Below are 22,786 nucleotides of genomic sequence, written 5' to 3'. Positions count from 1 at the left end.
CTCGCGATTGCCGAGCGACTGCTCAAACAACGCCAATTCAACATGCTCCGCCACCATGGTAGCCAGGGTGCGCGCCGGCTGGCGTAATCCGCAATAGGCCAAGGCTGACTATCCACACTCCGCAGCCTTTCGATGCTATGCCGGAGCTGCGCTCTTGGTCGACGCCACCCTCGTTGTGCGCCTAATCTCCGGCCCCGATGCCCGTTCCTTGCCGGCCGTACTAAAATGTTAAAATTTTTTCTATTTGCAGTAATGGTAAAATTCTGAAAATAATTTGGCAATGGCCGCGCGCCTGGTCAACGGCGCGTTTTGGCAAGCAATAGAGCCGAATTGAGCGCCTTACCTATGGCGAGCAAGAAGATCGAATAGCCGAAATCGCCCGGTGCTCCCCGCTGCCGATATGAAAGGAAGACCAGTGACCGATCTTTATCGCCGTGAAAGCAAATCAGTTTCGAACATGGCTCAACTTCGTTTCTTTCCTCAAGCGGTCGTTGGAGGGAAAGGATCGTATTTGCGAGGCGATGATGGTCGCCAGCTTCTTGATTTTTCGGCCTCTTGGGGAGCTGCCAGCCTGGGGCATGCTCATCCTTCGGTTCGCGAGGCCATTACGCGGGCGTTTTCAGATCAAGCTGGTGCAAGCTACCTGTCTTCCGCAAACGAACCTAGCGTGCTTCTTGCTGAGAAGCTTTTATCATTGGTTCCACCACGCAGCCGCGGCCGAGTTTGGTTGGGGCACTCTGGCTCTGATGCTAACGAAACAGTAGCTCGAATGGTCGTCGCAGCCACCGGACGCCGTCGAATATTGGCCTTCAAGGGCGCGTATCACGGCGGGACCAGCGGTTCCATGGCTGTTTCGGGTCATCCGGCGCTCAAAGGTGTGGAGAAATTCGGCGGCCTGATCTTGGTGCCTTATCCGAACAGTTACGCGGCAGGTGACCCGACAGCTGCCAGTGCCGCGGCGCTGTCCCATCTCGAGGAGGTTTTTTCGGCGGACGTTCGGCCAGAAGAAGTTGCTGCCTTCTTTATCGAACCAATACAGGGCGATGGAGGATTGCTAGTGCCGCCTGTCGGTTTCTTCGCCGAGATCGAACGGTTTTGCCGTCAGCACGGAATTCTTCTGGTGTGTGACGAAGTGAAGTTTGGCCTAGCTCGAACCGGACTTCTGCACGCCTTCGAACATTCAGGGATTGAGCCAGACATTGTGGTTTTTGGTAAAGGCCTCGGCGGAGGTTTGCCGATATCTGCGGTCGTCGGCCCCGAACCCATTATGAATCACTCCCCTACCTTTTCCTACCAAACGCTACACGGCAATCCGATCTGCGCGTCAGCGGCATTGGCGGTACTGGAGACGATCGAAAAGGACGGGTTGGTCCGAAATTCGGCAGACATCGGCTCTTACATGTTGGCCTCACTTTCGAAGCGAAGCAGAGATTGGGATTTGGTTGGCGATGTCCGGGGGAAAGGGCTTGCCATTGGGATTGAGCTTGTGGGCGATCGCGTTAGTCGCGCACCAGCGAAAATCCAGACCGCTCTCACTGCTTATAGAGCGTTCCAGCTTGGACTCGTAATGTATTATGTCGGTTCGAATTCGAACGTCCTGGAGCTTACCCCGCCGCTCATATTGAGTACAAGTGAAGCCGACGAAGGCATTTCTATTATTGGTCAAGCACTTCAAGATGTCGCCGCTGGGAAGGTTTCGCCCGACTTGATCTCATCCTTTGCCGGCTGGTGATATTCACCAAGTTGGCCCGTTTCGGCTTCGTGAATACCGAGTTAGTAAGTCAGTGCTTGCGAGGGCTGAAGAAACGCAGCCGCGAATTGTCCGAGATTCAAAGGATCTGCGCGAACGTATGCAAATTGAACCGCCAGCCTCGCGACCGTGGGCAGAATCGACTCGGCGCGGTTCGAGACCGAGTACTTCGCAGAAGGTGGAAACTGGCCAAGCTGAGGGCGGAGTGGCGGAGCGTGATGATGGGGGCTGAGATCTCAAGGATCGTCGTAGAGTGATTTCGCGGGTGCGACTGATCATGCGATCCTTTCTGAACCTAGAAAATCATTTCATCCAGAATCATTTGTACGTCAGCGGGTCGACGAACCAGTTCAACGAATTCCATCGGCTTGTGGTATCGGCGACCTTGCCAAAGGAGCGAATTGTGGGAATCGCCCTCCCCAAGCTGCACGTCGGTGACGACGCCGATCAAGATACTGTGCGAAAAACCGTCGTAGGTATGGCTAAGTTTGCAATCAAGCGCCATCGGCGCGCCAACAAGGAGCGGTGCCCCGGTTTTGCCCGCGACCCAATATTTCTTCTCGAAGCGATCTGGACCTTTTTGAGATTGAAATCGACGCGCCACATTGGACAACGCAGGAGATAGCAGATTTACGGCGAAGATACCTCGCCGTAAAATCGTGTCGTGCGAACTGGCCGACTTGTTGATGCAAACGAGAACAGACGGCGGATCGAAGGATAAACTACAAACCGCAGTGGCGATCAGGCCGCTCGGAAGGCCATCTTCTTCAGTCGTGATGATATTGACGGCCCCGGCGAAACGGCCCATCGCCTCCCTGAAGGCATCGTTCCTATCCAAGTCTGTCCTCCGTAGCAGTGACCCGTTCTGAATTGATCGCAGACCTAATTTTCAGAAGCCTGCACTCACCTGGTCAAGCTTCAGCAGCGCCCGGGCGTATATCTCGCGCCCAATGTCGCCATTAATATAGGCATGTCGCGTGCAAGTCTCCATGTCGCGCCAGATCCGCTGGACCGGATTACTGAGCATGAAAACCGACGCTCCGCCTATGTTCAGCAGCAGGTCTACGGCCTCGCGCACGCGTTTTTGCGCAACCGCCGCGTCAAGTCGGACGCGAGCTCGCTCGAGATCGGTCATGCTTGTACCGTCGCTGACGGAGCGATCGATATCGCTGGCCGCGCGCATCGTATGCAACCGTGCGGAGTCGATCAGACCACGAGCATCTGCCAGATTTAGCTGGTAGCTTGGGGACTGCCTTGCATCTGTATATAGGGACGTCACAATGGGCTTGCCGCGCTCGAGGTTCTCCAACGTGAAATCGAAAGCTGCCTCCGCCATCCCGACAGCCGCAGAACATATGCCCAACGGAAGCGCGGTTATGAGCGGTGCCCGATAGAGAGGTTCGTCAGAATGGTCCGAGCGACTGAAGCCGGAAAGCATTTCGCTGATGAGCATCGTCCGGTGTTCCGGCACGAAGATATCTTTTCCCACAAAGGTATTGCTCCCCGTCCCTGCCATCCCAGCGACATGCCATGTGTCTTCGATCTTCAGCTCGGACGTCGGCACCAGTGCAAGCCGTACGTCGATCAGAGCCCCACTGGCATCCAGGACCGCGGAGCCCACGAAGCTCCACTGCGCTTCGAAGCATCCGGACGCCCAGGGCCATTTGCCTGTCAACATCCAGCCCCCCTCGACCGCGGTGGCTTTCCCGGTGGGGGCCCATTGACCGATGACGACCGCGCGGGGATCCGAGCCAAAGACATCGTCGCGCGTCTTGTCAGGCATGAGCCCCATCAAAGATGCGCTGCTATTGGCGACCATGGCGAGCCAACCAGCAGCACTGTCGCCGCGGGCTAGTTCCTCACAAATCTCGCAGTATGTCTGGATATCAATCTCGCGACCACCGCAGCGGCGCGGCACCAAACCCTGCAGAAAGCCGCCGCTTCGCACCGCCGCAGCACTCTCCTGAGCAAGTCGTCTGTTGTTTGCTGATTCCTCCGCATTTGCACGCAAAAGCGGTCGGAGTGCGCGAGCATTGCGTACCAGCTCGGCGTTACTTAGGGTTAAATCCATCACTGTTCTCCTCCTTATTATACCGATATACGCACACCGTCGCGGCAAATTGATAATGTTGCTCAACGGGCTGAAGCCATAGCGGCGTCAGTGCTTGCTCGTTTGCCGTCGGTACTTGTTACATCCGGTCTGATTCCTACCCGCCACCAGAGCGTGCATATTCACGAGCGAAGACCCCGTACGGCTGGCAATAGACCGTCCGGCTTGACAAGCAACAAAAGAACTACCGCCAGAAGGACAAGCGCATCCCGGTATGGCGCGGTTCCAGTGGTGAGGAACGGTTCTGAACCGACCTCCAACGCGCCGAGCACAAAGCCGCCCAGCACGGCTCCCCGCAAAGAACCCAGCCCGCCGATGATCGCAGCGATGAAGGCCTTCAGGACTGGAGTAAAGCCCATGAGCGGATCTACCGAGCCACGCTGCGAAATCCACAATATCGCGGCAATACCAGCAAGAAGGCCTGATATCGCGAAGGACGTCGCAATGACTGTGTTTGCGCGCAAACCAAGCAAGCTAACCATGATGAAGTCTTCGGATGCGGCGCGCATCGCGACGCCCAAAGTGGTCTTGCGTAAGAAGATGTCGAGCCCGATTAGAGCTAGTGCCGTCAGGGCGATGGATGTCAGCGGGACCATACCGATCTGAAAGCCTCCGAAAGTAAGAGTTCCTGACATCCATTCCGGCAGAGCGACCGCTCTTCCGCGAGCAGAAACTCCGTTTTGAAAGAAAACCTTGCAAATGGTGCTTACGCCAAAGCTGGTAATCATAAGCGTCGTCACGGACGCGGACCGCATAGGACGAAACGCTATTCGATCCATCAATACCGCAGAGAGCGCCGCTCCCAGACAGGCCACTAGAAGAACTACAGGCAACGGCAGGCCGAATGAAAGCGACAGTACTATGAGGTAGCCTGCAATCGTCATCAGTTCGCCATGTGCGAAATTTATGAGCCCAACGATCGAAAATACGATCGCCAGCCCCAGCGCCAGGAGAGCGTATATTCCACCCAGGCTAAGAATATTAACCAGGTACTGGACGAATTCCATGACGACCTCCTAGATTGCCAAATATGCCTGCCGCACAAGGTCAGAGCTGGCGAGTTCAGATGCCGTACCGCTTAGAGCAATACGGCCGTTGGCTACCACGTAGCCTCGATCGGCCACGGACAGAGCCAACTCGACATTCTGTTCAACAAGCAGAATGGTAAGCCCCTGCTTGCGCAGGTCTTCGATTAATTCGTAGACCTTGTCTATCGTTTGAGGCGCAAGGCCCAACGAAGGTTCGTCGAGCAAGAGCAGGTCGGGCTGGCTCATTAAAGATCGGGCGATCGCCAGCATCTGCTGTTCACCGCCCGACAGGCTCCCTGCCTTTTGATCGATGCGCTCAGCAAGGATGGGAAAGCGGGAGAGCATGCTATCTCGGCGAGCCCGCAGCTCATTACCTTTCGCGAACGCCGCTCCCCCTAAATGCAGGTTTTCACCAACTGTGAGATGGGCGAAAACACGGCGCCCCTCAGGAGTTAGTGCTATTCCCTTTCGGCTGATGACGTCTGCGGGCAGGCCGGTGAGTGGCTGACCTTTGAGCAACACCTTGCCCTCGGCAGGTGGGATGGACCCGGCGATGCCGGCAAGAATCGAACTCTTGCCGGCGCCATTGGCGCCAATGAGTGTGACAAGTTCTCCATTTCCAACGTTTAGATCGACGCCATGGACAGCCTGGACGGCCTCGTAGCGTATTTTCATTCCCTCGACACGAAGCATTGGCGTTCCTACCAGCTTAAGGATTGGGGATTTCCTCCTTCGTCGGTCGATATACCTTCACAAAGGTCGACTTCCCCCCCTCAATTCGGATTATTGCAACGTCGCGCAGAGCAACACGCTCAGTTCCAGCATACGTCACTTTGCCGAGAACGGTTTGCACATCTTCCAGGCCAGCCAATGCGTCTCTGATTTTCGCGGGGTCGAGCGATCCTGCTTTGCGAGCTGCGGCGTCGAGCAATTGTGCCCATTCGTATCCTGATGCCTCGTACGAGGTTTCCGCGTCATGACCGGTTTCCTCCTTGAAGCGCTTGTTGAAAGCTTCCATCCCGCTGCCAGGGGTTGGAAAGCCGGCTGAGGAGTGCACAACGCCATCGACCACCGAACCGAGTCCGTACACCGTCGGAGTACCGATGGCATCCGAGGCGATAACAGGAACCTTAACACCAGCACCGCGCAACTGCTTGATGAAGGCTGGGAAGTCAGGCTCGTACGCGGTCGTCATGATAACGTCAGGTTGCGGTGCTAATCGCTTGATTTGAGAAACCACCGCAGAAAAATCTGGCTGGCCCATCGAGTAGGACGCTTCACCGACAACGCTCCCACCCTTTTTCCGAAACGTTTCGCCAAAATAGTCTGGGAATTTGGACGTATAGGCGGAGTCGGGTGACTTCAGAAGAAATGCCGTCTTGTAGCCGGTTTCTGCGGCATAACTTGCTAGCGCAGCCGACTGTACAGTGTCGGATGGATAAGAAATGAACATATAGTCGCCGACAGCAGGTGTTAGGCTGGGCGAACCAGCGAGGTTGAGCATCGGAATGCCCGCTGCCTGTCCGATCTGACCCGCTGCGATCGAGGGATCGGCATCGGCCGGGGTAATGAGAAATTGAACCCCGTCTTCGATCAATTTCTGGGCCGCGTTGACGGTAGCCGCTGTGTCGGACCGGGTGTCGATAACTTCGAGAGTGACCGTCGCCATGCCCCCAATGCCGCCCTTGGCATTGAGATCTTTGATGCCTAACTTGAAGCCGGCCAGGCCGGGTTGATCGTATGGTGCCAAGGCACCAGTCAGGGCCATTGCGGCTCCAATCTTGTATTCATCCGCCGATGAGTATCCCTCGCTTGACGAGAGCGCTATCGCAGCAAGGCCAGCGAGCGCAGTTGCATATCTTAGCTTGTTCATTTTTGAGTTCCCGTGTGAGGTTTGACCAATGCTTCGTTTTCCGAAGTCTAATAGTTATTCTGTCTGTAACTCCTTTGTGCTTTTGTAACCATTAAATATCCATCAGACTGAGTAACTCAGCGATACCATCTCTAGGACGCGCTAGCGCCGATGACCTGCACCACAGAGCTTGTTTCGACCTGAGTTTTTTTCTCGCCCATCCTTTTGCTTCCGAGATAGGCTGATATCACGGCAGGGTCGGTTCTGACCGCGTCTGCCGTGCCCACGGCGATGCGCTTGCCCCGGTCGATAACGACGATGGTGTCACTAAGCGACATTATAAGGTGCAAGTCGTGCTCAACCACGAGAATGCCCACGCCTGTGTCCGCGCGCAGTGCGGCCAACCTGCCCATTAGCTCTTTGGTCTCGGCCGGATTCATCCCCGCCGCAGGCTCGTCAAGAAGGAGGAACCTGGGGCCCGTGGCAAGAGCGCGGGCGATTTCTACAAGACGTCTCTGTCCGTACGGAAGGCTGCCGGCAAGCCGGTCCCCTAATGTTTCCAGGCCAAAACGCGCCAGGGCGTCATTGGTGCGCCATACAGATAGAGCCGTGTCGGCCGCACATGCCTCAGCGGCAACCAAGACATTTTCCCTTACGGTCATGTCAGCAAAGACACGAAGGTTTTGGAAAGTTCGCGCCAAACCTGCGCGGGCAATCATGTGAGGCTGCTTATTTTCTATCAAATCCGATCCAAGCGCCACATGACCTGCGCTAGGTCGTAACTGGCCAGTCAACAGATTGATCAAGGTGCTCTTCCCGGCACCATTCGGACCGATCAACCCCGTAATGAGGCCAGCTTCAGCCTTGAAGGTTACCCCGTCGACGGCCCGCACACCGCCAAAATGACGAGACAGCTGATTTGCCTCCAAAGCGTGTGCACCCTTTGGTGCCTGAAAATCTTGCGATCCTGGAAGGAGCTTGCTGTCGCGCCCCTTCAAAGGATTCCATGCTTTTGACAGCTCGAGTTCCCGGCTACCAACAAGACCAGTGGGCCTGATGAAGAGGACGAGAATCATTGCAAGCGAAGCACCAACGAGAGGCAGTCCGTACAAGGCCGGGACCGAAAATCCGAGGATATCACCCCCGCCCTCTAGCGCCCGCAGAAGCTCCGTGACTGCTGTGATTACTATCACGCCCACTAAAGCGCCCGAAACAGAACCGATGCCTCCGACGATCAGCATCGAAATCAGCAGAAAACACGACTCGAAGTAGAAATCCTTGGGGCCGAAGGCACCTAAAAACTGAGCCGTCAACGCCCCGGCAATCGACAAAATGGTCCCGCTCAACAGCCATGCCCTAAGTCGCGCTTGGCGAACGTCCACGCCCACTGCCGCTGCGGCTACTTCGTCTTCTCGCGTGGCTCGGACGGCGCGACCAGTCCTTGTATCCCTAAATGTTCGGGCAACTGCGATCGACAGCGCCGCCACAGATAGAGCAACCACAAGCGTGGTATTGCGGGGCACACCGTAAAATGTTTGGCTGCCGCGCGTGATATCCTTTGTCGCTACCAGAACCGTGTAGACGATAATCTGCAATGCCAGAGTGGCGATGGACGCAGCCGAACCGGACAACCGCCGCATAACGATGCCGCTCACCCCAGCCAAAACCAGCCCCGTAAGGGCGGCTACAATCAACGACGACCAGACTGAAAGACCATAGCCCGCCATCCAGACCGGGAGGTGAGGAAGTGCGGTCCGTTGAACAACAGGGCTCATCGTGAGGATGCCTGAAGTGTAGGCGCCCACCCCCATGAAGGCTGCAGGACCGAATGACACGATACCTGTGTTGCCGGAAAAAACCTGCAAACCAACGCAGGCAGTGACCACGATTGACATCGATGTCGCGATCCGGGTTCCATTCGCTCCAAACAAAACACCGGCCAAGATCCCTACTGCCACTAGGATAACGGCCAAAGCCAGCGAATCCATCGTCACAGCCTTGATGCGGGAATTGACCATCCGTCTGCTCCTCTGCGGAATTACGATTATTGGACAGGTCAACCTTCATGTCAATATCATTACATCATTCTGTCATATGAAAAATTGTGCAGAAGGCGCTACAGCCTTCCAGCTGCGGTCGTAAGATCGCTGATTGCTACCCCAGAGGCTGGTGAACTTGACCTCCCGGCGCACAATCCCCACAGAGCTGAGCAATAGCCATCAATGCCGATCGGCGCGCGCTGATCGATATTGGAGATAGTCAGACCAGAACGGGAAGGCTTTGAGGACCATCCGATCCTTATCCTGAAAGGGCGGCATCTCTGGTCTTACCTCACTGCCGAATTCCTGGTGCCCTTGTCCATCGTCGAAATCGCACATAAACAGCACCCAGGAAGTTTGATCTTCAATCCATGCCGCAATCTCCTCGCCTGGATCCTGCTACAGGCTGCCTGCCCCTCCTCGTTGCCGACTCGTCCACTTTTCTTCCATCAGCGCCAGCCTCTGAAGAGATATTGACACGCACCTGGGCCGCAGCTACCCTCGAATAGGCTTTGAGTATGATGCCGGTTGGTCAGCCTCCAGCCGCCCACAATTTGTATTTCGGAACGAGCCTTCAGCAAATCGGCTCGTTCCGTCGCGCCCCTCAACAATCATGATCGATAAAGGTGTTCCGATGCGGTCTTCTGTTGCTCCGACTTACGAAAATCGCGTGCTCAGCGCCTATGAGGGTGAAATCTTGGGGGAAGAATTTTTTAGCGTTCTTGCCCAAAAGGCTGACAGTGAACAATCTCGCGTAAAGTTGCGCAATTTGGCCGCCATTGAGCGGCTTGTAGCAGAGGCGCTTTTGCCAGTTATCACGCGTTACAAACTTGAACCAAATAGCAAAGTATTGCTTGCTGAGAAGGGACGCGATGAAACCGTTGAGTACGAAGAGCTTGGTTGGACTCAATTTGCGGTAAAGCTCAAGAAGCTATTGGGGCCATTCGTTCGTGCATTTGAGACTCTGCTTGTCGAGGCGCCGGTTGACGACCGACCCTATATCCAGTTACTTCTTGACCACGAAATTGCGCTTTTCGCGTTCGCTCAGGCGGAAGGTGAAGACTCAAGCGATGGTCAGATTCATCTTGACAACTTTCTACAACGGCACAAAGCTCTATTGCGCAACGAAGGCTAAGAAAACCTGTCTTCAGACCAGGTCCTGCTGTATCTGAGCCACCGGGGTCGCTGGGGCGGCTTCGTCTGAGTCACGCCGCTTTGATCGGTTCCCTCTGGAGTTGGGCAGTGGCGCGTCTGATGGTTCAGAGCGTCTTCCACCTCCCCCCAGCCGAAAGAGATCCGGTCGACTTGGGAATGGACGGCGACCGGTGTGACCCTGTAGGCTGGCTCAAGGCCAAGGCAGCCGATGTTGGCCGCGACCGCCCAACAATGTGGACGGCCTTTCTGTAGTCGAAAACTAGCGTAGCCGCGCTTGCGCGCACTTTGGTGGCTTGCCATCGTGCATTATTCGGACAGCCCGCTAACATATTCACAATGAGAAATTTTGTAATATTCTCTTCAGCAATGTCAGTTGGAGGACACGATGAACGTTAGAGACATGCTGCTGCACGGGGCCATTTCGTTGACACCATCAGAAGAGCGGATCGTTCAGGTGCTCCTGACCGACTACCCGGCGGCCGGCTTAGGCACTGCCACGAGTCTCGCAAAGCGCGCCGGCGTCAGTGACCCTACTGTGGTTCGCCTTGCCATGAAGCTGGGTTTCGAAGGGTTCCCCGCCCTCCAACGGCGGTTACTTGCAGATGTTGAAGCAAGATTGCATTCGCCGCTGCTTATGATGGAAGCCAAACGGCCCGACATGGGGACGCATAGCGAACAAGGAGCTGCGATCGCCTACATGCATTCGGTGGCCAGCAACCTCAACAAAGCGCTGACATCGACCCCGCTGGCGTCATATCAACGGGCCGCCCGCCTGGTAATGGATACAAAGGGCAAGGTCGTCCTGCTCGGCGGGCGGTACAGCCGTTTTATCGCAGGCATGTTAGCAGCCTACTTGTTGCAATTTCGGCCAGACATCATACATATCGACGCACTATCGGCGCAAAAGACGGACGTGTTAGTCGACTTGGGAAAGCGCGATCTCTTAATCGTGTTCGATTATCGCCGATATCAGCTGGACGTTGTTGCGTTCGCCCAATTAGCTGCGGCCCGCCGCGTTCGCATTCTTCTGTTTACGGACCCTTGGTTATCGCCCATTGCCGAGTTTTCAGAACTAACACTAACCTGCCCAATTGAGGTTAATTCGCCCTACGATACGATGGCGTCATCGGTGGCGCAGATCGAAGCTGTTATCGCTCAAATCCTTGCTTCCATGGAGAAGCGGACGCGCGAACGTATCGAGGAATTGGAGGAGATCCGCCTCCAGGCGAGTGCATCGCTGGATAACGCGCGTCTCCTCGAAGAGGAAAAGCCCGCGCTGGCATCCATGACGACCAAGTAGCGCGCCATGGATGCAAATGCGCTGAGGACGTTATGCGAAGCGATGCAATGAGAACTTCCTGAGCAATTCCTGACGTTGACCCAACGCCCATTGTGCGACGACTTCGCCCATGGCAGGCCCAAGCTTGAAGCCATGCCCACTTGAGCCGGTGATCACGAAAGTTCCCTTTGCGCCCGGAATCTCGTCAACTATAGGGAGGTGATCCGGGCTCATATCATATTGACAGGCGTAGCCGGGACGGATGCCCAATTCGGCAATCTCAGGAGAACGGGACATGATATGTTCAATGGCCCAGACCGATTCCTCTTGCGTGATCGTTCGGTCCAATTGGCCCGCGACCTCGAGGCGATAGTTCATGCGCGCGTGTGCTTCTTTAAGCGCGTCGTTCTCGACGCCTGTGCCGCCGCCCCCCCAGGTTCCAACCAAAATTGTATTCTCGCCTTCCGGCCGAGCATAGCAGTTCGTAGTTTCATCAACCCAACAATGCGGAAGTAACTTCCTTGCGACACCTGGTGCGTCCATTACTGCCATGAAGTGGCGTTCAATAAACGTCGGTAGGCTAACTCCAAGCTTAGCCAGGAGCGCCTTCGACCAAACACCCGTTGCAAGAATTACGCGACCGGTAGAGATGACGGTGCCATCACTTAGCGTCACCCCGGTCGTGTTTCCATTTGTTACTTGAATTTCGGTAACCGAGCGGCCGCCCATAAACTTAACGCCATTTGCGCGAGCTCGATTGACCAATTCGTTAGTTGCACCGTAAGGGTCGCAGTGTCCCGATTCGTCTTCCCAGGCGGCAAAAGTGATCCCCTCCATATTGAAATGAGGGAGAATTGCCTGCGCCTGTTCTCCGGTCAGACCCTCGATTCGGCTACCTTCATCGTCGCGGATCCGCTTAACAATCTCGCGATTTGCGGGTTCGTGCTCAGGGCCGCAAACCCACAGGCAGCCAGATTGATGAAAGGCGCCGGGGAGATCCTTAAGGATCTCGATTCCCCGTTTTGCGAGCAAAGATAACTCGGGATCGCCATAGAACGCGTGGCACACCGCGGACGATGAGCCGGTCGGTCCGGAAGCCGGATGGTCGGACTCGACTTGGATAACGTTCAGATTTTGGTTCGACAGATAGTAGGCTGCCCCCGCACCCGCAATTCCCGCTCCCGCAACGAGTACGTCACAGCTGTATCTTTCGCTCATTTGATGCTCCTGTTACAAGAAAAAGCCCAACCGGCTATCCTTATCGATGCAGCCACTTCCGGTACGGCGAGTGGTGAAGGGCCAGGACGACGATTGCGACCGGCTCGCAATAAACTTTCTTCAGAGCAGAATGCCCTCTGCACAAGATCCACCCCTCCCCACCTTTGGCCAAGCAGTCCGCTGATAGGCTGGCTGAGGAGCGAAAATAATGTGGAATTTTTTTCCTGTCTACAGTTAATTGCAATGTTTGAAGAAATTCTTTCAGTCCGCGGCACTCGACCTCCTCGGCCACCTTCGACCTTCCCGCTTGCTCAACAAACCAAGCCTCATCCGATCTATCGCGAACTTGAGGCCATGGCTGAACACAAGGCCGCGCCGGAAAAAATTTTCTATCTATCAAAATGATCGCATCATTGACAAATAATTTTCAGCAATTCATGCTTTGTGAGATAGCATGTTCGTTGCATGCAGGATGGACGCCGGGATCGAGGACATGCTGGCAGCCTATCAAGCATCGGAGACTAAGTGGGGTTCCCGTTCTGAGAACGGCGCCAATGTCGCGGATCGGCCGACAAAGATAGCCATTTGTTAAATTTGGAGGATAACATGGAAAAAAGAACGGCATATCATTCAATATACGAGAAGCTTGGCGCCCCCATGATTGACTTTGGAGGCTGGAAAGTCGCTTCGCACATAACTTCTTCAAACGAAGAATACATGATGGTCCGCTCCAATGTCGGCTTTGCCGAGTATGATTTCCAGAGTTGTTTTGGGGTGTGCGGACCGGAATCGTTTCAATTCATACAGGAACTTATCGTAAACGACTTGGGAAAGATCACCCCTGGCGGCACTATTTACTCAAGTATCCTTGACGACAAGGCTAGTCTAATCGACGACGTTATCGTTTTTTGGATTAGCGAAGATCAGTTTATGATCCACGGTGGAATTACTCGCGACGCCTCGCGCAAGTGGATTATGGAAAAGGCAGATGGTCGAAAGGTCTGGGTCACTGAATTGTCTAACACGTTCCTTTCCATACAGGGCCCAAAGTCGATCAATGTACTTCAACAAGCCGTGGACATTGCAGATCTCGAGCACAACCGATTAGTGCATGTTGATTTCCATGGCGTTCCAACCACGATTGCACGAGTGGGCTTTTCAGGTGAACTGGGTTACGAGGTCCATTTCGGGCCTGAATATGCTCACGGCATGTGGGAAAAGTTCACTGAGTATTGCGCGAAGTACGGTGGCGGCCCGGCCGGACTGATGGCCGCCTTCCCAATCGCGGTTGATAAAGGCTTTCTGTTCGGAGCCGACTTTTATGCGGGAGGTTCCCCTCTTGAATATGGCCTTGGATGGTCCGTAGCTTTTGACAAGGGCTTTTTCCATGGCAGAGATGAGATGCTGCGCCGCAAGCAAGCAGGCCTCCGCACCAAACTCGTAGGAATAGAGGCCGACACAACGGAACCTCAGATAGCGGGAGGTTTAAAGCTGACCTGTGGTCCCAAGAAGAACGCAGGTGAAACGACGATCGGCTGGGTCAGCCCACTGCTCGAACGCAATATTGGACGAGCATGGGTCAATAGCGAATTCGCCGAGCCAGGTACGGAGTTGGAGGTTCAATCCAACGGCGGTCCCAAAAAGGTGAAAGTCACCGCCAGCTACCGATTCTTCGATCCCAAAGGCGAGCGCGTCAGGGTAAATCCCCGCGAGATGCTCAAGGTTTGACCTAGCTCAGTTAGACATCTCGCCGTCTTCCGAGCGTGGGGCCGGGCAAAGCAGCGATGCTGGCCGGCCCCAGCGGCACCCTTGCCCGGCGAGACCTCCTTGGCGGTAAAACAAGGATACCGTCATAGGTCTGTCTCGGAAGACAGTCTCAAGCCACTTTCGCACCAAACAAGAGCGGCCAACCACCGCAACGGCATCAACAGCCTTTGTCGGAGAGGTCCATCGCAAGGTCGAGTTCGAGTCATTCGACAAGGGTCTGCGGTCGACGCGCCCTCGTAGGTTACCCTTATTCTGTGATCATGCCATTCGCCCTTGGGCTGAAAGCTGTGGAGCGGACAAACCTATTTCTGCAGAGCGCTTGCCTTTTTGAGTCGCTCGATGCGATTCAGAAATTGACATGTTGACGCAGGTCACGAGGATTTGTAATTTCCTCTTCACGAGCTCAAGGGGAACTGATTGATGCAGTTTCGAGACATGCTGCTTCAAGGCGGCTTATCGCTCACCCCGTCGGAGGAGCGCATTGTTCAGGTGTTACTCACCGATTATCCGACGGCCGGGCTAGGCACCGCAACGAGCTTGGCGAAGCGTGCTGGGGTCAGTGACCCCACTGTGGTTCGCCTGGCCATCAAGCTCGGCTTTGAAGGTTTTCCCGACTTCCAGCAGCGGTTGCTCGCCGACATCGAAGCGCGATTGCATTCGCCACTGCTTATGATGGGAGCGAAGCGGCCAGAGTTGGCCACCGACGGCGAACAAGGCGCGGCTATAGCCTACATGCATTCGGTTGCCGGGAGCCTCGACAAGGCGTTGACGACCACTCCGCTGGCTACATATGAGCGCGCAGCCCGACTTGTCATGGACTCCAAAGGTAAGGTGGTCCTGCTCGGAGGACGCTACAGTCGGCACGTCGCGGGAATGTTGGCAAGCTACTTATCGCAGTTTCGAGCCAACGTCGCCTACATCGAGACACTATCCGCCCAGCAACTGGATCTGTTGGTCGATTTAGGAAAGAGAGACGTTCTGATCGTCTTTGACTACCGCCGCTACCAACGCGACGTGGTCGCTTTTGCCGAACAAGCCGCCGCCCGTAACGTTCGCATCCTCCTGTTCACCGATCCATGGGCATCGCCGATTTCCGATTTCGCCGAAGTTACCCTTTCGTGCCCGATCGAAGTCAGTTCGCCCTATGACACGATGGCACCGGCAGTGGCGCAGATCGAAGCCGTCGTTGCTCAGATTTTTGCAGCCACCGGCGAGCGGACACGCCGCCGGATTGAGGAACTCGAACAAATCCGTCACGAGAGCAATGTGACACTTAACGAGGCCCACGCGCACAAAAATCAGAGCAACGGGAGTTCTCGTCAAAAACTCCAATAGCCGACCCAAAGAGCATCTTCCCTTCCATTAGCCTTAGCTTTTCTTTAGTTATGACTCCCTCACTGGCTCTCTCTGATGCGAGACCGAAGTCCTCAACGAGTCCCATTTTTTTATCCGCTGGCTTGCCTGGGGCCAGTTCGCCTCGGCGACCCGGGTTATGAGCGCCTCGATCAACGCGAACGCGGCAACGTTGCTGTCAAATGCAGTCTCGTTCTCAATGTGCAGCGCTATCACTTCTGATGCATATTTGGAGATTGGAGACATCCATCGATCCGTTATCAGGATGATCTTCAGCCCGCAGTGCTTTGACACTCTTTCGGCGAACTCTTCAAGGGAACGTTGGTACCTTCGAAAATCGACTAGGACTAATACATCCCTTTGCCGCATTCGCATTATATACTCTGGCCACCAGTCATCCTCGGACGATACCTGATGAACACCAGCGCGGATTTGTTTCAAGTGCCTAGACAAATACTGCGCAACTAGATCGCTGATCCGACCACCCAAGGTAAATATATCAGATCGCGGGTCGGAAATTAGTGCCCCTACTCTTTCAAACTGGGCGGCAGTGATCGCCCCGGCGGATGCCTTTAGCAACTCGGTTGATTTTAGGATAAAGTTCTCGAAAAACTCGTCCGTTATACCGCTTGTTGTTGTCCGCAAATCGAGCGGAGACTTTTGCCCTTGCTTCAGTTCCTTTATAAGTTGTTGTTGGAATTCCTGCAGACCCTGGTAGCCGAGTTTACTCACGAAGCGTGAGATAGAGGGAGCAGAGACGTTTGAGGAGGTCGCAATTACCTGGATTGGCTCAAGTCCGGCAAACGGATAATTCGACAGAATTAGCGCAGATAAGCGCCGCTCCGTGGCGGTTAAAGAATCTGCTGCTCTCCTTATCTGCTCCCTTACGGTCTCGCCCGGAATTGTGCTATCGGTCATAATCTCTCCAAAGCCGGCCACCCCGCAAACCCTTAAGCACTGCTGTTTTCAGTATGGGGGAGTGAGACCTAGCTAGCAAGCTCCAGCGCTCCGCCACGAGAAAGAGGGCTGCTCTAACCAGCACTGGGCGTTAGCGGCTTAGGGGCGTGTTCCAGGCCTTGTATTTCGGCAATGAGCTCACGGGTCGTGACCTGACGGCAATACCCCTTAATCGCCCGTAGCGAGCTATCATGGCGTTCCCGGGTATAAGTCAGGCATGCATCTGTAACCTGTGTGACGAGATAGCCAAGGTCACAGGCATCCCTGATTGCGCCTTCTACACACTGGTCGGTAACCAACCCTGCGAGTACGAGCTGTTTAACACCGAGATTCCGCAAGATGTAATCGATATTTGTGGAAATGAAGACGGACGATGACGTCTTGGGTAGAACTATCTCATCACCCTGCACAGCTATCTGGTCGATTACCTTACCGTCCCATGACCCCTTTGGGACATGGAACCCAGTGATCTTGTAGTCGAGAGATCTGTCCCGACCATCAGCTGTCAAGCTTTCGATCGTTGTGTACATTACTTCAATACGAGACTTCCTGAAGGCGGCTTGCAAAGATTGCATGTTCGGAATGACCCGAGCCTCAAGCTCACTGAAATACCAGCCATACTTCGCTGCAAAATCTGCTTTCGGCAGCCCTGAAAATTCGGCTCCGTCACGGTGAGCGCTGAAATTTTGGACATCGACAAAAAGTAAGGCCGATTGCTCCGGCACCAAGGGCACATTGCGAGTAAGACTCATTTCAGTTCCCATTCAAATAGTCTTCGATCGATGATGCGACGATATCGGCCCAAAGCTTCTGACCTTCAGCCGTCCGCAGATGATCATTTCGGATCTCAATCAGGCTGTTGTTCAAGCCACGTGTCTCGCAATGCCGGGGCACAAACCAATCGCTCGAGTCGTTGACCTGATAGGGTTCATTCATTCCCACGCGTAAACGCGGATACCTGCGTGTAACAGAGTCTCTCAGGCGCGCTGACGTGTCCGTGTCACGACGGAATAGGAAACCGATATCCCACGGGCGCCACACGTTGTTCATGCGAGGAGTGAAACTGTGAACCGATATCGCTACTGTGTGTCGACCCTCCTCTAGACGTCGACTGATCTCTGTGTGAAAAGGCTCGAAGATCTCGGCCACGCGAGCCGCGCGATCGGCAATGTCGACTTCCTGATTGCCGGGTATTCTGATCCCATCGCTTGTTGCAGGAATAGCATCGAATGCCTCCGGCGGCCGGTTGCAATCTATGACCAGGCGGCTGTACGGCTGAAAGACAGCAACAGCATCTAGCCGCCGCGCCAAAAGCCGTGCCACTTCGGCTGCCCCGATATCCCAGCCGACATGATCGTCAAGCACCTCAAGAGAAATGCCCAGATTTCCGAGCGCCGCGGGGATCGCCTGCCCCGCATGTTCACACACCAGGAGCACAGGACTTGACCCGTCGGGATTCATGACCTCAAACGGGTCCGGATCGCCCTGCCCCAGCAAGCGTAGCGTATCATAACCCTGCTTCATGCCATTCTCTGTCCTTCGAGAGATCGACGGGCTTGCCGACGCCTGAGCCACCAATGCATTGAGATTGCAAATGTCCCTGGGGACCAACTCTCTCAAGAAGCCCCGCCGCGTGCTCCCACCGTTCGTTGCAAACAGGACGAGATTTCATTTTCAATGTCAACTCAGTATTTGTTATTGACAAAAAAATTTCATTGAGGTTTTGTGCACTGAAGGCAACATGGTCGTTTCGAGACAGGCTATCGCGGTGGTGGGGTTGCCTATGGCTGCGGAGCACTGGCGTACGTTATGAAACTGACTAATTTGAACCTCACGATCTTGTTCTGCTGCCCAACGTTTTGAAGGACACCGATGATTTCGAACCCGCTTGTCTTCGCAGCTACGTCCGATATCGCCGGGAGAACACGTGGTAAAGCGTTTCCAGTGTTGGAACTGGATAAGCGCCTTAAGCGTGGAATCGGCTGGACGCCGACGAATGTAATGATTACCTGCTTCGACGCGATCGCTCCAAGCCCCTTTGGCTCGCTCGGCGATCTCCTTCTGATCCCTGATCCTGAAGCGCGCGTTGAGGTCGACTTCGCAGACGGCGGCCTGGTTGAGCATTTCATGTTGGGGGATATCACCGATCTCGATGGCCGCCCATGGGATTGTTGTACTCGCTCGATTCTTAAAGCGGCGCTTGAGCGGCTCCGATCTTGCGGCGGTATCGAGCTTGTGAGCGCTTTCGAACATGAATTCCAGATGCTCGACGCCGGCGAGGTTCTTCCCGACGCCTACAGCTTGCGCGGGTTTACTCGGCGGCGGCAGCTCGGAGAGGCTTTAATGTCGGCTCTCGCTCAGGCAGGCCTGACGCCCGATACCTTCATGAAGGAATTTGGTCCAAACCAGTACGAGGTTACCAATGGCCCCGCTCAGGGTCATCGCTCTGCCGACCAAGCGGTAATTCTTCGGGAGTTGACCCGCATGGCGGCGCAACGCTGCGGTGAGCAGGTGACGTTCGCACCAATTTTGGACCCCTCCAGCGTCGGTAACGGAGTTCACATCCATATGAGCTTCCTGGATGGGAATGGCTCCCCGGCAACGTATGATGAGAACGACCCGTTCGGCATGTCCAAAATTACCGGGTCATTCATCGCCGGCGTACTCAAATATCTCGACTCCATCGTTGCGCTAACCGCGCCATCTGACATTTCCTATCTGCGATTGACGCCAAACCGCTGGAGCGCCGCATATAACAATCTTGGCTTCCGCGATCGCGAGGCTTCAGTCCGAATCTGTCCCACTACCTTCGCAGATCCCGAGAAGATCGCCAGGCAATATAACTTTGAGTACCGTGCGGCCGATGCCGCCGCCTCGCCATATCTGGCCTTGGCATCGATTCTCCATGCAGGTGCCCAGGGCATCGAAGACGGTCTCCCCACACCTCAGGTAACTCAGGAGAACTTATCCGTGCTGTCTGAGGCCCAGCTGTCTGATCGCGGTTACAAGCGGCTACCACAATCCCTGGAAGAGGCTTTGCTGCGTTTTGAGCAGAACGATGTTGTAACGCGTTGGTTTCCGGACGGCTTTGCCTCGATTTATACTGCACACAAGCGTGCCGAAATCGCGCATCTGAGCGATCGCACCGTCAAAGAGCGCTGTGCCGCTTATTCAAAAGTGTACTGATAACAAGAAGGCACTTCGTGAGAGGCGTAGAGATGCTGAAGATAAAGGGAGCAGAACGTCTGTTCAGTCTCTATCTGGAGCCTGGATTTTCGCTGCAGGCCTTTTCTTCTGCAGTCGAGGCCTTACGGCTTGCCAACGAAGTGCTCGAATCGGAGGTTTACGCTTGGCGAGTTGTATCTGACGACGGACTCTCTGTGAGATCGAGTTGTGGACCTACGATCTCCGTTGATACGTCGCTCAAGGAGGAACGCGGCCTCCTTGGCAAAACGGGCTGGTCCCCTTCAGTCGCCGTAATTTGCGGGGGTAGCCACCCACTTGCCGCAAATCGGGCCCTGCATGGCTGGTTGCGAGAATGCCGGGCTAGGAAACTGTGTCTGGTCGGGATCGCGAGCGGGATCTTCAGCATCGCCCAGACCGGTCTGGCGGATGGACGAAGATGTGCAGTACACTGGGAACAGTTCCCTTCGTTCGTTGAACAATTTCCACGTATCGCTGCTGTTCAAGCTGCTTATGAGATCGACGGAGACACGTACTCCTGCTCTGGCGGAGATGCTGCTTTCGACATGTTCGTGCAGTTCGTCAGAGAAGATTATGAATCCCCTACAGCCAACCGGGTGTGCGAGAAGGCGGTCGCTATGACGGTCCGTCAACCTGGAGATCGTCAGAGACTACCTCTGCATGCAGGCGCGGCCATTCACCATGACGGCCTGTTGAAGATCATCGAGCAGATGGAGAGGCATCTCGACGAGCCAGTCGCGCTCGAAGACATCGCTGCCTCCAGCCGCTTGTCTCGGCGCCAAGTTGAACGCATCTTTTCGCAACAAATAGGACGTTCGCCTGCGCGATACTATCTCGAGATGAGACTTGAGCGCGCGCACTTGTTGATCTTGAACTCGCAACTTCCAATCGTCGAGATCGCGATGGCCTGTGGTTTCATCTCGGCCTCGCACTTTTCAAAGGCATATCGCGAGAATTATGGACTGGCTCCACGTGAGGCTCGCTCGGAAGTCGTAGAACGCCGACGGAGCGGGCACGGAACCTTCGCTGCGGACGCACCCGCACCATTGCCGGTGATGAGGTCATCAATCGGGGAAATGGTGCATGCAAGGTGATTCACGTTCCGGAAACTCGCCCGGAGGCCGCAGATAGTGTCCGACAGCAGCCTGGTATCCAGCCTTGACCTCGTCGAGCTGAACCCGTTCCTGGACGAGCGCGACCGCACCGCGACCCTATGGTCGACCTCACCGCCAGCCTGATGGGCCGTCGCATCATGGACCACCCGACCCGCAGTCATTCCGGAAGCATCTGACCATGACCCAGCCTTCTCGCCTTGCCATCGTCCCCTTCATCAGCGTCGACCGCATGATGAAGCTGGTGCTCGCCATCGGGATCGAACGGTTTCTCACCGAGCTTGCCGGCTACATCGAAGAAGACTTCCGCCGATGGGAGCTGTTCGACAAGACACCGCGCATCGCCTCGCACAGCCATGACGGCGTCATCGAGCTGATGCCGACCAGCGATGGCCGGCTCTACGGCTTCAAATATGTCAACGGCCATCCCAAGAACATGCGCGAGGGCCGCCAGACGGTCACCGCCTTCGGCGTGCTGGCCGATGTCGGCTCGGGCTATCCGATGCTGCTCAGTGAAATGACCATCCTGACGGCGCTGCGCACCGCAGCCACCTCCGCGCTTGCGGCCAAATACCTGGCGCCCAAGGGGTCACGCGCCATGGCCATCATCGGCAACGGCGCCCAGTCCGAGTTCCAGGCCATCGCCTTCAAGGCGCTCACCGGCATCGACCGGCTGCGGCTCTACGACATTGACCGCTCGGCTTCGGAAAAATGCGCCCGCAACCTGTTCGGCAAGGGCTTTGACATCACCATTTGCACGACCGGTCAGGATGCGGTGGAAGGCGTCGACATCATCACCACGGTTACGGCCGACAAGCAATGCGCCACCATCCTGACCGACAACATGGTCGGCTCGGGCGTCCACATCAACGCCGTCGGCGGCGACTGCCCCGGCAAGACCGAACTGCATCGCGACATCCTGTTGCGATCGGATATCTTCGTCGAGTTTCCCCCACAGACCCGCATCGAAGGCGAGATCCAGCAGCTCGATGCCGACCATACGGTGACCGAGCTGTGGCAGGTGATGACCGGCCAGGCGCAAGGCCGCAAGACGCCGGAGCAGATCACGCTGTTCGATTCCGTCGGCTTCGCCACCGAGGATTTCTCTGCGCTGCGCTACGTCCGCGATCAGCTCAAGGCGACCGGCCTTTATGAAGAGCTCGACCTGCTCGCCGATCCCGACGAGCCGCGCGATCTGTTCGGCATGCTGCTCAGGGCCGCCTTGCAGCCGGCCGCCTGAGGAAACGCGCCCAAAGCGTCTGATCTTAGTGTCCCCGGCCAGTCGGACGTGCACCTTCAATCAAGCATTCTCTATCCATCAACCCACAAGCCGGTGTTGGCCAATCTCTGGGCGCCAATTTTGTTTATAACCTCGAGCTTGAAGCGGGCCTAAAGCACCGAATATAGATCGGCATTTTGATCACTCCTCTCAAACGACAAACTTGCGGCATCCAGACTGCCCTCAGGACACGAACATGGTAGTGAGAAAAAAGTGAACGGTGATGACTGCAGCGAAACTCGATTCGATCGATCTCAAAATCCTCGACGCCATCCAGCGCGACGGGCGCATTGCCAAGCTGGCGCTGGCCGACAAGGTCGGATTGTCGCCGACGCCGTGCTGGATGCGGCTGCGCAAGCTGGAGAGGGCTGGCATCGTGTCCGGCTATCACGGCGCGATCGCCATGCGCACGATCGCGCCGGTGGCGACCGTGCTGATGGAGGTGACTTTAGCCAGCCACCGCTAGGCCGACTTCGAGCGCGTCATCCGCGATATTCCCGAAATCGTCGCCTGCTGGTCGGTGGGCGGCGGCGTCGATTATGTGCTGAAGGTGATCGTAGTAGCGATCGCACTGACACAAGGACAGCAGATCGAGAGTGCCGGCCGGGAGGTCGGCGGTGAGCCGCTGGCGTCTTGGCGTCGAAGACATCAAGGTCTTCGAAAACCGTTGGAGAATACGTGGG

The 22,786-nt window shown here is 55.6% G+C and carries 19 protein-coding genes and 2 pseudogenes; 11 read left to right on the top strand and 10 right to left on the bottom strand.

Features of this window, described 5'->3' with window-relative positions:
* Nucleotides 1-415: 415 nt before the first annotated feature.
* Nucleotides 416-1,732, top strand: coding sequence for an aspartate aminotransferase family protein (locus AC07FD_RS25270; RefSeq protein WP_478352047.1), 1,317 nt, complete (start codon nucleotides 416-418; stop codon nucleotides 1,730-1,732).
* A gap of 313 nt (nucleotides 1,733-2,045) precedes the next feature.
* On the opposite strand, the gene AC07FD_RS25265 is transcribed toward AC07FD_RS25270, so the two are convergent.
* From AC07FD_RS25265 to AC07FD_RS25240, 6 genes are all read right to left on the bottom strand, one after another.
* Complete coding sequence (locus tag AC07FD_RS25265; RefSeq protein ID WP_206073804.1) at nucleotides 2,046-2,588, bottom strand: flavin reductase family protein; 543 nt, start codon at nucleotides 2,586-2,588, stop codon at nucleotides 2,046-2,048.
* 51 nt (nucleotides 2,589-2,639) lie between these two features.
* Nucleotides 2,640-3,821, bottom strand: coding sequence for an acyl-CoA dehydrogenase family protein (locus AC07FD_RS25260; protein WP_478352046.1), 1,182 nt, complete (start codon nucleotides 3,819-3,821; stop codon nucleotides 2,640-2,642).
* Between the two features lie 161 nt (nucleotides 3,822-3,982).
* On the bottom strand, nucleotides 3,983-4,867 hold the full coding sequence (locus AC07FD_RS25255) for a branched-chain amino acid ABC transporter permease (protein ID WP_095090335.1): 885 nt from the start codon (nucleotides 4,865-4,867) through the stop codon (nucleotides 3,983-3,985).
* Between the two features lie 9 nt (nucleotides 4,868-4,876).
* The gene (locus tag AC07FD_RS25250) at nucleotides 4,877-5,581 is read right to left on the bottom strand and encodes an ABC transporter ATP-binding protein (RefSeq protein ID WP_478352045.1); all 705 of its coding nucleotides are present in this window, start codon (nucleotides 5,579-5,581) and stop codon (nucleotides 4,877-4,879) included.
* A gap of 16 nt (nucleotides 5,582-5,597) precedes the next feature.
* A complete protein-coding gene (locus tag AC07FD_RS25245) occupies nucleotides 5,598-6,761 on the bottom strand; it encodes an ABC transporter substrate-binding protein (protein WP_478352044.1) in 1,164 nt (387 codons plus the stop codon).
* 131 nt (nucleotides 6,762-6,892) lie between these two features.
* A complete protein-coding gene (locus tag AC07FD_RS25240) occupies nucleotides 6,893-8,758 on the bottom strand; it encodes a branched-chain amino acid ABC transporter ATP-binding protein/permease (RefSeq protein ID WP_478352043.1) in 1,866 nt (621 codons plus the stop codon).
* Between the two features lie 691 nt (nucleotides 8,759-9,449).
* Here AC07FD_RS25240 and AC07FD_RS25235 point away from each other — a divergent pair.
* The gene (locus tag AC07FD_RS25235; RefSeq protein ID WP_478352042.1) at nucleotides 9,450-9,914 is read left to right on the top strand and encodes a hypothetical protein; all 465 of its coding nucleotides are present in this window, start codon (nucleotides 9,450-9,452) and stop codon (nucleotides 9,912-9,914) included.
* A 405-nt stretch (nucleotides 9,915-10,319) separates the two neighbouring features.
* A complete protein-coding gene (locus tag AC07FD_RS25230; RefSeq protein WP_478352041.1) occupies nucleotides 10,320-11,234 on the top strand; it encodes a MurR/RpiR family transcriptional regulator in 915 nt (304 codons plus the stop codon).
* Nucleotides 11,235-11,264: 30 nt separating this feature from the next.
* Here the strand turns inward: AC07FD_RS25230 and AC07FD_RS25225 are convergent, their stop codons facing one another.
* Nucleotides 11,265-12,431, bottom strand: a complete 1,167-nt coding sequence (locus tag AC07FD_RS25225) for an NAD(P)/FAD-dependent oxidoreductase (RefSeq protein WP_478352040.1) — start codon at nucleotides 12,429-12,431, stop codon at nucleotides 11,265-11,267.
* A 210-nt stretch (nucleotides 12,432-12,641) separates the two neighbouring features.
* Here AC07FD_RS25225 and AC07FD_RS25220 point away from each other — a divergent pair, with 210 nt between their 5' ends.
* The 3 genes from AC07FD_RS25220 to AC07FD_RS25210 all read left to right on the top strand — a co-directional run bounded on the left by AC07FD_RS25220 (nucleotide 12,642) and on the right by AC07FD_RS25210 (nucleotide 15,533).
* Nucleotides 12,642-12,836: a hypothetical protein gene (locus AC07FD_RS25220; RefSeq protein WP_478352039.1), complete on the top strand. Its 195-nt coding sequence runs from the start codon at nucleotides 12,642-12,644 to the stop codon at nucleotides 12,834-12,836.
* A gap of 201 nt (nucleotides 12,837-13,037) precedes the next feature.
* Nucleotides 13,038-14,159 (top strand): aminomethyl transferase family protein, encoded by a 1,122-nt coding sequence (locus tag AC07FD_RS25215; protein WP_478352038.1) that lies wholly within the window; start codon nucleotides 13,038-13,040, stop codon nucleotides 14,157-14,159.
* Between the two features lie 459 nt (nucleotides 14,160-14,618).
* A complete protein-coding gene (locus tag AC07FD_RS25210; RefSeq protein WP_478352037.1) occupies nucleotides 14,619-15,533 on the top strand; it encodes a MurR/RpiR family transcriptional regulator in 915 nt (304 codons plus the stop codon).
* 48 nt (nucleotides 15,534-15,581) lie between these two features.
* Here the strand turns inward: AC07FD_RS25210 and AC07FD_RS25205 are convergent, their stop codons facing one another.
* The 3 genes from AC07FD_RS25205 to AC07FD_RS25195 all read right to left on the bottom strand — a co-directional run bounded on the left by AC07FD_RS25205 (nucleotide 15,582) and on the right by AC07FD_RS25195 (nucleotide 18,032).
* Complete coding sequence (locus AC07FD_RS25205; protein WP_379100260.1) at nucleotides 15,582-16,469, bottom strand: MurR/RpiR family transcriptional regulator; 888 nt, start codon at nucleotides 16,467-16,469, stop codon at nucleotides 15,582-15,584.
* A 113-nt stretch (nucleotides 16,470-16,582) separates the two neighbouring features.
* The gene (locus AC07FD_RS25200; RefSeq protein ID WP_245331289.1) at nucleotides 16,583-17,272 is read right to left on the bottom strand and encodes a cysteine hydrolase family protein; all 690 of its coding nucleotides are present in this window, start codon (nucleotides 17,270-17,272) and stop codon (nucleotides 16,583-16,585) included.
* Entirely contained in the window at nucleotides 17,262-18,032 is a 771-nt protein-coding gene (locus AC07FD_RS25195; protein ID WP_095090345.1) for an N-formylglutamate amidohydrolase, read from the bottom strand. The genes AC07FD_RS25200 and AC07FD_RS25195 overlap by 11 nt, the downstream gene beginning before the upstream one ends.
* A gap of 348 nt (nucleotides 18,033-18,380) precedes the next feature.
* Here AC07FD_RS25195 and AC07FD_RS25190 point away from each other — a divergent pair, with 348 nt between their 5' ends.
* The 5 genes and pseudogenes from AC07FD_RS25190 to AC07FD_RS25170 form a co-directional block, all read left to right on the top strand.
* The gene (locus tag AC07FD_RS25190; protein WP_478352036.1) at nucleotides 18,381-19,694 is read left to right on the top strand and encodes a glutamine synthetase family protein; all 1,314 of its coding nucleotides are present in this window, start codon (nucleotides 18,381-18,383) and stop codon (nucleotides 19,692-19,694) included.
* 32 nt (nucleotides 19,695-19,726) lie between these two features.
* Nucleotides 19,727-20,806 carry a GlxA family transcriptional regulator gene (locus AC07FD_RS25185; RefSeq protein WP_478352035.1) on the top strand — a complete coding sequence of 360 codons (1,080 nt, stop codon included), beginning with the start codon at nucleotides 19,727-19,729 and terminating at the stop codon, nucleotides 20,804-20,806.
* A gap of 42 nt (nucleotides 20,807-20,848) precedes the next feature.
* Nucleotides 20,849-21,003: pseudogene (locus AC07FD_RS25180) on the top strand (arginase); the annotation flags it as partial.
* Between the two features lie 2 nt (nucleotides 21,004-21,005).
* The gene (locus tag AC07FD_RS25175) at nucleotides 21,006-22,064 is read left to right on the top strand and encodes an ornithine cyclodeaminase (protein ID WP_378924178.1); all 1,059 of its coding nucleotides are present in this window, start codon (nucleotides 21,006-21,008) and stop codon (nucleotides 22,062-22,064) included.
* Between the two features lie 262 nt (nucleotides 22,065-22,326).
* Nucleotides 22,327-22,719, top strand: a pseudogene (locus AC07FD_RS25170) (Lrp/AsnC family transcriptional regulator); the annotation flags it as partial.
* Between the last annotated feature and the right edge of the window lie 67 nt (nucleotides 22,720-22,786).

The sequence above is a fragment of the Mesorhizobium waitakense genome, from assembly GCF_056431085.1.
This window is presented reverse-complemented; position numbering and strand designations above follow the sequence as displayed.